Genomic DNA, 10,307 nt, shown 5'->3' with positions numbered 1-10,307 from the left:
AGGGCCGTTTCAAGTCCGGCGCACACGCCGGACAACTCGGAAAATGCACCACGACAAAACGCCCTAGGCCCGGCCGTAGTGGAGGCGGGCCTCACCGGCCGCATAGGTGGAGATCACCGGCTTCAGCGCCGCATCGGCGCCCGGCTGGTCCGTCAGCCAGCCGGCATAGAGCCCTTCCAGCACCGCGCCGATCCAGCCGCCATCGGCATCGTCGCCGGCACCGATGGCCGGCGCCGCGCCATGGCTGACCAGCAGGCGCCGATGCTCGACATCGACGGCCAGCTGGCAGTAGCCCCATTCGGCCGCGGCCAGCGCGTTGTTGATCTGCGATTCCAGCGCCTTCAGCGTGTCGCAATGCGGCAGCGGCATCGCATCCGCCATGCGGCGGCCCACGGCGCGCATCAGCGCGTCGCGGCCGGAGACATCGAGGTGTTCCTCCAACGTCTCCACCAGCCCGCGCAGGAACAGGCGCCACTGCGAGGCGACGCCACGCCGGGCGAGATAGGCGGCCGTCGCCGGTTCCGCCGATGCGAGATCCATCATGCCCATCCCCCTACCATGGACCAAAAGCACCGAACCTGCGGCACGCGAAGCGTGCCGAGGCCGCGAATTCGGCTCGCCGCGCCTGCGGCAGGCCGAAGGCGTGCCGTTAGCCCGACGAGCCAAGCAGCCGGAGGCTGCGCCGGCACCTGAGGCATCAAATCATCTATCGAAGCGATAGCGGGCATAGACCAGGCCCCGCGTCTCGCTCCAATCCGCCGCCTGGTCGAAGCGCAGCGCGCCGCCGATGCGGAGCTGCGGCGTGACCATGTATTCGATATCGCCCCGCAGCCCGCCGGTCAGGCCGGTCTTGGACTGGCCGGAATAGAAGGCATCCACGCCCGGCTCGCTGTTGGCGCGCCCTTGCAGGCCGCCCTGCAACCCGGTGTCGTTCGGGAAGACGGGCGTGCGGTCCTCGGTGAAGGTCGCGACGCCGATGGTGGCGCCGGCCCGGTAGAACAGGTTCTCGGACCGCCCACGCCAGTCGATCGGCACGTTCGCCGCGATGAAGGATTGCGGGCTGAAGTAGCCGCCATGGCCGAGCGTGAAGAAGCGCAGGTTCTTGTCATAGGCGAAGTAGACGAGGTCGAGGCCCGCAACCAGCTCCTCCGTCGCCGAGCGCCAGATCGGGGTCTGGAAGCCGGCGCCGGCTTCCATCCGGCTGTTCTCCGCCACGCCCTCGCCGGACATGGTGTAGTAGCCGCCGGCGATGTAGAAATTCGTCTCGCCGCTGCTGAACTCGATCTGCGCGCGGCCGCCGGTGCGCACCACGCCGCCCCAGATGGTGTTGCTCTGCGGGTCGCGCAGGCCGCCCCAGGACAGCAGGCTGTCCGTCATCGCGCGGCGCTCCGCGGTCAGCCGCAGCCGCACGCCGTCGCCGATCTCGGGCGCGATCTCCAGCCCGCCGACGATGTTCTCCTGCAGGAAGCCGAGCGGCGTGCTGCCAATATCCACCGTGAAGCCGGGTCGCGCATAGGCGGCGCCAAGCGCCACGCCGGACTGGCTGCTTTCGGTGTTGCGCGCCTGCGCCGCCTGCTGCGGCGTCAGCGTGCCCTGCAGCCCGGGCAGGGATGAGGCGAAGCTGCCGAAGCGCCGCATCGCGGGCAGCGAGCCGGACAGCTCGCCATTGTCCAGCGTCACTGCGCTGGCGCGCGCGGTCAGCCGCCCACCGATGCCCGGCACCGCGATGCTGCCCTCCGCGCCGACATGGGTTTCGGTCAGCGCATCGATTCCGTCATCGCCCGATCGCACCCGCATGCCGATGGCCGGCGTCACGCGCGGCGCGGCTTCCTGCCGAACCTCGCCGAGCTGACGGTTGATCTCGTTCAGCAGCGGGTCGGCCGGCTGCGCGCCTTGCGGCGCGAAGCCCTGGACCTGGCTGAACTGCTGGCCCTGCATCCGGCCACCGGCCTGCGGCTGGCCGAAATCCTGGCCCGCCAGCGGTACGCGGCGGAACGGGTTCTCATAGCCCTGCGGCGCCTGCTGTTGCGGCAGGGTCGCCTGCGGCACCATGGACCCGCCGAGCATCCCGGGCGGGTTGCTGACGCCGATCTGCTGGCGGCGCAGTTGCGCCGCCTGTTCCAGCGCGTTGCGGGCACGACGCTGGTCGCCCCAGGCGCGCGCGAGGCGGGCTTCCAGCAGCGGGATGCGCGCATCGTTCGGCATCAGCGCGCGGCCCTCGGACAGGATCGCCTCCGCCCGGCTCCAGTCGCGATTGGCGATGGCGGCGTCGATGGCCGCCTGCCGTGCATCCGTGTCCCGCGGGTTGCGGGACAGCACCGCCTCGGCGATGCGCCCGGCCTGCTCCGGCTCCCGCGCCCCCTGGTACAACCGCGCCAAGGCGAGGTTGGCGGCGGGGCTCTCGGGATTCTGGCGCAGCGTCGGCATCAGCACGTCGAAGGCGCTGGCCTGGTCTCCGGCCTGGTTCAACTGGTCGGCGGCACGGATCGACAGGCCGGCGGAGATGCTGTTGGCCTGCCGCCGCTGGTCGGCCGTCAGCCGGTTGGCGTCGATGCCGGAGGCGAGGTTCGCCGCCTCCTGGTTCAGCCCGGCTTCCAGCAGCGTCGACGCGCCGGCGAGCTGCGCCGCGGGCGCCTGGCCGCGCGTCGCGATGGCGTACATCCGCGCCGCTTCCTGCGCACCGCGCGGGTCGTTCATGGCGTTCAGCGCGCGCACCGCGGCCGGCCCGGCCTCCCCGGTCGGATCGCGGCGGGAGGCGATGGCGATCAGGCGGTTGCGCGCCTCCTGCCGCCGTCCCATCCGCGCCAGGGAAGCCGCGGCCTGCACCTCTCCCTGCACGCGGGAGGTGGTCATCAGCCGGTTCTGGTCGGCGGTACGGCTGCGGGCCGGGATGCGTTCCAGCAACTGCACGGTATCGGCCGGCCGCCCCTGCTCGCTGGCGAAGATCGCGGCCGCGTGGATCGTATCCGGCGTCGCGCGGTTGGCCACCGTCGCCGCGATCATCTGGTTCGCCTCGGCCCCACGGCCGGAGCGGGCGAGCAGCCGCGCGAAATCCAGCCGCGGCCAGGGATTCGCCGGGTCATTCTGGATCGCCGCGCGCAGCAGGGCGCTGGCCGCTTCCGGGTCATCGGTCCGCTCGGCCTCGGCGCGCAGCGCATCGGCGCGCACCTGGGGGGCGTTGGTGCCGCCGAGCCGGCGGAACACCTCCTCGGCCTCGGCGAACTTGCCCTGTTCCTGCAACGCGTTCGCCAGGCCCGACAGGGCGGCGCCGAAATTGCCGCGGCGCGCCAGGGCGGCGCGGTAGCGCTGCTCGGCCAGCCCGGCATTGCCCTGGCGCAGGGCGATATCCCCCAGCAGCGCCTCCGCATCCGGCCGGTCGCCGCCGTTGCGCGCGACGATGCGCGCCAGCAGCGGCTCGGCCTCGGAGACGTTGCCGGCGGCGACCAGGTTGCGCGCCGCCTGGATGTCCGGCCCCGGCGTGCCACCACCGCCGCCAGCCCGGCTTGGCGCCGTCGGCCGCACGGAGGCACCGGCCAGCGCCCGCTGCCAATCGGCGCGGCGCGCCGGGTCGGCCTCGATCGCCTGTTCCAGCAGCCGGCGGGCTTCCGCCTGCCGCCCCTGGCGCAGCCGGATCAGGCCGAGGCCGCCCAGCCCGTCCGGGTCGTTCGGCTCCACCGCCAGCAGCGCGGTGAAGGTCTCCTCCGCCTCGCGCAGCCGGCCGGCATTGTAGTTGCGCCAGGCGGTGACGCGGGCATTGCCCACCTCGTCCACCGCGCCCGGCGGCGGGTTGCGGGCTTCCTCGAGCCGCCGCTGGATCTCGGCATCGTTCGGGAATTGCTGCAGGTAGCCTTCCAGCGGCGTCACCGCCTCCGGCCCCGGGCCGATCCAGGTCAGCGCCTGGCGCCAGGCGGCGGTCGCGCTCTGCTGGCTGTCGGGGCGGTTGGACAGGCGGCGCAGGGCTTCGATGCCCTGGGCGCGGGTTTCCTCGCGGTAGGTCAGGACCTGCGCGTTGGCGAGCTGCACGGCCGTGTTGTTCGGGTTGCGCTGCGCCAGGCGGCCGAGGCCCTGGCGCGCTTCCGCCCAGCCATTCTCGGTGCCGGCAAGGGCCTGGTAGTATTCGAGTGCGAAGCTGTCCGGTACCGGGGCGCCGGCGAAGATCGTACGGTAGCCCTGCACGGCCTCCGCGTTGCGGCCGGCCTGGGCCAACTGCCGCGCCTGCGCCAGCGCGCCGGCATCCACGGTGGAGGTCCGCACCGCCACCTGCGCCTGCGCCGTGCGCGGGTCCGCCGGTGCACTGGCCCGCAGCTGGCCGAGCGCTTCCTGCGCCTGCGCCACGTTGCCAAGCTGCGCCTGCGCCTCCGCGATGCCGGCCAGGGCATCGGCGTTGCGCGGGTCCACCTGGATCACGCGTTCCAGCGTGCGGACCACCTGGTCCGGCCGGTTCTGCAGCTTCCAGTAATTCGCCTGGTCCAGCAGCGCCGCGATGCCGCGATCCTGTGCCGAGGCCGGCGCCGCGAGCAGCACGGCCGCCACCAGCGCCGTGCCGAGAAGTCCGGACCGGTAGCAGGAAGTTGTCACTCTGGTCATGTGGTCCTCGTCCGGAGACGGATGGCCGCGCGACGGCGCAGCGCCCAGTAGGCGGGAACGGCGACGATGGCGCAGGAAATCGCTAGCAGCAGCAGCAGCAGGTCCGGCCGGGTCTGCAGGAAGTATTGCGGCCAGATGTGGGGCGGCAGGGAGCCGACCGTGTAGTGGTTGCCGAGCGTGAAGCCGCTGATCCGGCCGGAGGACAGGATCGCCAGGTCACCCTGCACGCGCGGCGCCTGTTCCGGGTCGCGCAGCGCGGCCAGCATGTCCTCCAGCCCCTGCGTCGTAGTGCCGGACAATGCAACGACGGAACGGCCGGAGCGCAGCGGGCTTTCGAAGCCCATCAGGATGCCGAGGCCATCGCCGGTCGAGGTCAGCAGCGCCTGCGCCTGTTCCCGCGCCACCCGCGGCTCGTCGCCGAGGAACAGGTTGCGGAAGCCCTCCAGCGCATCCGGCAGGGCGACGGTCAGGCGGTTGCCCTCCAGCCGGACCGGCCCATCCTCGCGCAACAGGCGCTCCAGCGCCGGCTGCCGGCCGAGCGGGCCGATCACCAGCAGGTCCTTGCCGGCGACGCTGTCGAGGCCGCCGGGCCGAACCACGGTGATGCCCGTTGTGGCATGGCCGACATGGGAGGCGAGGCGGCCCATCAGCGTCAGGAAGGAGCTGAGCTCGGCCGCATTCGGCTGCTCCGGCACCACCACGCCCGTCTCGGTGAAATTCGCCATGCGGGTGAAGGGGAAGCCCGAGCCGGCGAAGAAGGCGAGGTTCGGCAGCGTGGTGAAGCGGTGCGCGTCGGACAGGTCGATGGTGCTGTCCGGGTCGATGCCGGCGCGCACATCGGCCGGCACCGCGATGCAGTCGCCACGGTGCAGCGGGCGCATGTCGAAGCGCATCTGCAATTCGTTGGCGCCGAAGATCAGGTAGGGCGGCAGGCCGAAGCGCGAGGTCATGCGCTCCGTCTGGCCGAACTGCCGCGTCAGGATGCTGAGCGGCCAGGGCGCGTCCGCGTCGCGCAGCGGCAGGCTGCGCAGGTAGATGTCGTTCAGGGCGATGTCGAGGCGGGAGACCGCGACATCCATGATCGGCCCGGGCGGGGAGCGGTAGTGAAGTTCCACCGGCAGCGGCCGGCCACGCCAGGTGTACAGGTCCGGCGCCGTGCGGAACGGCACCGAGATCGGGCCGGGCGCGTAGCCGAAGGCCTGCAGTTCGGACGGGTCCACCAGCTCGCCGAGTCGCACCGGGCGGTCGCTGCGCACCCAGCGCGGCGCGTCGTAGGGCTGCCGGGTCGGGACGCTGACCGGCTGCACCACGGCGATCTCGCCGGCCAGGGCTTCCTTGCTGTTCGCCAGCACGATCGCGGCCTGCGCCGCTTCCTCACCGGTCCGGCCGCCGACGATCAGCAGCAGCCCGAAGCGGTCCGTCGGGTTCGGGATCAGCGCCAGGGTGGGCCCATCGAAGCGAGGCAAAGCGAGGCCGGGCACCGTCTCCGGTCCGCCGGCGATCACCACGGCATTGCCACGCTGTGGCAGGCTGAAGGAGACCGGGAAGCTGGCGCCGCGGTAATCCGCCTGCACCGCGAACCAGGAGGCCACGGTGGCGGCCGCCTTCAGCGATTCGTTGCTCACGGCCTGCGGCACCACCACCGGCAGCAGCAACGGCTCCCGCAGCAGGCGTGGGTCGAAGAACGGCTCCGGCAGGCGGGCCAGGTCGCGCTGCAACGGCAGGCGCTCCAGCGTCAGCTGCAGCGTGGAAAGGTCGGAGACATTGGCCCAGAGCAGGCCCGAGAGCGGGTCGTTGCATTCCTGGGTGTAGCGCCCGGTGAAGCGGAAGTTCAGCCGGTTCAGGTCGGCGAAGAACACCGGGTTGATCGGGAATTCCAGCGGGCCGAAGGCGGGCCGGTTCCGGTCCGGGTTGATCACGCCGACGAACTGCTCGTTCAGCGCCATCGCCACCTGGCTGTATTCCGGGATCAGCGCCGGGCTCGTCGCGCCCTGCAGCACCAGCCGCGCACCGGTCACCACCTCGTCGCCGCGGACACCGAACAGCACGCCCTGGAGATCCGAGGTGCCGCGCATCTGCATGGGCGCGCGCAGGCCGAGCTGGCGCAGCGTGCGGGTTTCCGTGCGCGTCGAGCCGAAATCACCGGAGGGCGCTCCAAAGCTGCCGAGGGCCGGGCCGCTGGGGCCGCCCACCGGGCCGAGGTAGCCCGGCTGCGCCACAGGCAGCGGCGGCAGGCCGGTGTTGGCCGAGCCCGGCTGCGGCGTCGGCGTGCTGCCGAAGACGCCCGGCTGCGCCGGCTGGCCGAACGGCGCCGCACCCGGCTGGGCTGGCTGGCCGAAGGGTGTCGCGCCGGGTTGCCCGAACGGCGAGCCCTGCACCTGCAGGGGCACCGCGCCGCCCTGGCCGGAGGGGGCGCCGAAGGTGCCGATGCCCGGCGACTGCGCCGGCAGGCCGAGTGGCACGGCGCCGCTCTGCGTCGCTGGCGCGCCGAAGGTGCCGACACCCGGGGATTGCGGCGTCAGGCTCAGCGGCAGGCCCTGTGGGCCCGGCTGCAAGGGGGCCGGCGGCGGCGGTGCGCCGCGCAGATTCACCTGCGCCATCGCCAGCCCCGGCGCCCCGAGCGCCAGCATCAGGGCAACGGCCGCGGCGCGGCGGATGTTGCTTTCGCCGCGGGCGCGCCGTGCCGTCGCGGCGGTCGCCACAGGCACGTCCGGCTGCTCGGCCTGCGCCGCCTGCTCGGCCTGCATCGCCGCGGTCGGTGCCTCGACCCGCACCACGACCTTCGCCTGCTTGCCGCGGCGGGTGAGGAAGCGGAGCTGGCTGTCGCCGCGGAACAGGCCGCCGATCGAGCGCGCGACCTCGCCCAGGCTGCGCAGCGGCACGTCCTCCCGCACGTCGTCCCAATCGACCCAGGCATCGGCGCGGCCGAGCACGGCGCGGACGATGTTGCCCTCGTCGTGCAGCGTCTGCGCCGCGAAGCGCACCTGCATGCGGCCCTCCTGCCAACGCAGCACCTCGGCCGGAATCGCCACCCATTCGGGGCCGACATCGAGTTCGAGCGTGATGTTCGCATCCTCCGGCACCGTTGCCGGGCGCGCGATGGAGATGGCGGCGCCGCCGAGCGAAAGGTCCTGCGTCTCGCCCTCGAGCACCTGGCCATCCGCCAGCACCACATTCGCCGCGATGACGGCGCCGACGCGGGCGCGTTCGCGCACCTGCCGGCGTTCGCGGCCGACGGCGAGGCCGGCCAGCACCACGATGAAGGACAGCGTCGCCCACAGGAAGTTCAGCGCGAAGGCCTGGAAATCCAGGCTGTCCACGGGGTTCGTGGTCAGGCCGTAGATGCCGGACAGCAACCCTGCGATCAGCGCCAGGGCGAGGACCATGTTCGGGCCGACGGCACGCAGATCGAAGAAGCCTTCCTGCAGCGTGCCGCCCTTGTCGGTCACGTTGAACTTGCCCTTCTTCGGGTCGAGCAGCGTCGCGAGCATCACCGGGATCAAATACAGCGCCAGCACCGTCTCATAGATCTCCGACCAGAAGCTGTGTCGCACATGGCCGGACAGGCGGCTCGTCGCGCCCACGGAGTGCAGGATGTGCGGCGCCGCATAGGCCAGGATCGCCAGCGGGGACGCCGCGATGATGCTCTCGCCGAACAGCAGGAAGGCCAGCGGCGCCGTCAGGAAGACGAAGCGCGGCAGCGGGAACAGGAAGTGGAACTGCGACATGAAGTAGCAGCAGCGCTGGTAGAATTTCAGCCCGCTGCCCATCATCGGGTTGTCGATCCGCAAGATCTGGATCATGCCGCGGCCCCAGCGCATGCGCTGGCCGATGTGCAGCATCAGGCGTTCCGTCGCCAGGCCGGCCGCCAGCGGGATGCGGATATAGGCCGTGCGCCAGCCGCGTCGCTGCATCTTCAGCGAGCAGTGGCAGTCTTCCGTCACCGTCTCGGTCGGCACGCCGCCGACTTCCTCCAGCGCCTCGCGCCGGATCACGGCGCAGCTGCCGCAGAAGAAGGCGGCGTTCCACAGATCGTTGCCCTGCTGCACCATGCCGTAGAACAGCAAGCCTTCATTCGGCACGCGCTGGCCGGAGGCCAGGTTCCGCTCGAACGGATCGGGCGAATAGAAATGGTGCGGCGTCTGGACCATGGCGAGGTCGCGGTCTCGCAGCAGCCAGCCCACGGTCAGCTGCAGGAAGGCGCGGGTCGCGACGTGGTCGCAGTCGAAGATGCAGATGTATTCGCCGTTGGTGACCTTCAGCGCGGCGTTGATGTTGCCGGCCTTGGCGCCCTTGTTGTCGGCGCGGATCAGGTAGGTGCAGCCGACCTGTTCGCAGAAGCGCCGGAAATCGTCGCGGCGCCCGTCATCCAGCAGGTAGACGTTCATCTTGTCCCGCGGCCAGTCGATGGCGAGCGCGCCGTAGACGGCGGGCTTCACGATCTCCAGCGGCTCGTTGTAGCTCGGGATGAAGACGTCGATCGTCGGCCATTCCTCGGGGTCCTCCGGCAGCGGCACCGGCTTGCGGTCCAGCGGCCAGATCGCCTGGAAATAGGCCAGCAGCATGGTGGTGATGGCGTAGATCTCGGCCAGCAGCAGGCCGGTGCCGAGGAAGGTCTGCAGGAAGCTGGTGAATTCCAGCGTGTCGACCATCCGCCAATGGATGTAGCGCAGGGAGACCAGGCAGGACATGAAGACGACGAAGATCGTCATCGCGCGCCCGGGGATCCGGTTCGCCACCAGGTACAGCAGGAAGCCCGCCACCGCGAGCCAGGCCTGCTGTTCCGCCGCCAGCGGTGCGACCATGAAGGTCAGGCCGATGATGAGGCTGAGCAGCATCAACGGCCAGGACACCCACCGGCGTGCCCAGGGCCCACCGCGGAAAGCGCGGCCCTGTCGGAGGGAACCGGCGCGGCTCATCGCGCGCCCCACCCCATCGCGAAGCCTTCCGGCGCCGCCGGCAGCGCCGCTTCCACGGCGCGCGCGATGCCGCGGATGTCTTCCGCGGCGCGCGAGTCGGGGGCGATTTCCTGCACCAGCTTCTGCATCGCCAGCGCTTCCGCCATCGTCTCGTCGCGGCTGACGGCGCCGAGCAGGCGCGGGCCGAGATGGCGTGCCACCGCATCCGCCGCGGCGCGCGACAGGCGCGAATTGAGGTCGACCTCGTTCAGCACCACGCGCAGACGTCCGGCGAACAGCGCCGCCATGGTGCCAGAGCCGAGGAAGCGACCGCTGTCGATATCCGGGATCAGCGCCGCGCTGATCGCTTCCGCCTGCAGCACCGCGATCACCATCGATGCCATCGGCACCAGCACCGCCAGCGCATGCGACGGGCCGGGGGAGGTATCGGCGATCACGGTCAGGCCGGGGTCGGACAGGATGGCGCGCATCGGCGCGGCCAGCAGCTCCGGGTCCCGCTCCAGCGCCGCCGCCAGGCCGAGCGCCCCGCGCAGTTCCATCGCACCATGCGGCAGCACCATCACGCCGGACGCGGTTTCCCGCACGCAGGCGCGCCAATCCGGCCGGCGCGGCAGTTCCGCGGTGAAGCCGCCCATGTCGGTCAGCGGCACGCCGAAATGCAGCCGCAGCGTGTTCTGCGGGTCGAAGTCGATGACCATCACGCGACGGCCCTCGCGCTGCAACGCATCGGCCAGGTTGGCCGTCAAAGTCGTCTTGCCGACGCCGCCCTTGGGGGACGCGAAACAGATCAGCGGCATGGTC

At 71.6% G+C, this 10,307-nt stretch carries 4 protein-coding genes; all 4 read right to left on the bottom strand.

Going from position 1 to position 10,307, the window contains the following annotated elements; all coding sequences use genetic code 11:
• Window positions 1–63 precede the first annotated feature (63 nt).
• The 4 genes from bcsD to bcsQ all read right to left on the bottom strand — a co-directional run bounded on the left by bcsD (window position 64) and on the right by bcsQ (window position 10,303).
• Entirely contained in the window at window positions 64–543 is a 480-nt protein-coding gene (gene bcsD, locus ACFHPP_RS07985) for a cellulose biosynthesis protein BcsD (RefSeq protein ID WP_437162733.1), read from the bottom strand.
• A 159-nt stretch (window positions 544–702) separates the two neighbouring features.
• Window positions 703–4,587, bottom strand: a complete 3,885-nt coding sequence (locus ACFHPP_RS07980) for a cellulose synthase subunit BcsC-related outer membrane protein (protein WP_437162732.1) — start codon at window positions 4,585–4,587, stop codon at window positions 703–705.
• A complete protein-coding gene (gene bcsA, locus ACFHPP_RS07975) occupies window positions 4,584–9,506 on the bottom strand; it encodes a UDP-forming cellulose synthase catalytic subunit (RefSeq protein ID WP_437162731.1) in 4,923 nt (1,640 codons plus the stop codon). Before bcsA ends, ACFHPP_RS07980 begins: the two co-directional genes overlap by 4 nt.
• A complete protein-coding gene (gene bcsQ, locus ACFHPP_RS07970) occupies window positions 9,503–10,303 on the bottom strand; it encodes a cellulose biosynthesis protein BcsQ (RefSeq protein ID WP_430668333.1) in 801 nt (266 codons plus the stop codon). The genes bcsA and bcsQ overlap by 4 nt, the downstream gene beginning before the upstream one ends.
• Window positions 10,304–10,307 lie beyond the last annotated feature (4 nt).

The organism is Falsiroseomonas sp. E2-1-a20, assembly GCF_051433195.1.
In the GTDB taxonomy this organism is placed as follows: domain Bacteria; phylum Pseudomonadota; class Alphaproteobacteria; order Acetobacterales; family Acetobacteraceae; genus Falsiroseomonas.
This window is presented reverse-complemented; position numbering and strand designations above follow the sequence as displayed.

Bases quoted from the DNA above. Each gene is read 5' to 3' on its own strand.
- bcsD (WP_437162733.1), bottom strand. From the start codon at position 543: ATGATGGATCTCGCATCGGCGGAACCGGCGACGGCCGCCTATCTCGCC.
- ACFHPP_RS07980 (WP_437162732.1), bottom strand. From the start codon at position 4,587: ATGACCAGAGTGACAACTTCCTGCTACCGGTCCGGACTTCTCGGCACG.
- bcsA (WP_437162731.1), bottom strand. From the start codon at position 9,506: ATGAGCCGCGCCGGTTCCCTCCGACAGGGCCGCGCTTTCCGCGGTGGG.
- bcsQ (WP_430668333.1), bottom strand. From the start codon at position 10,303: ATGCCGCTGATCTGTTTCGCGTCCCCCAAGGGCGGCGTCGGCAAGACG.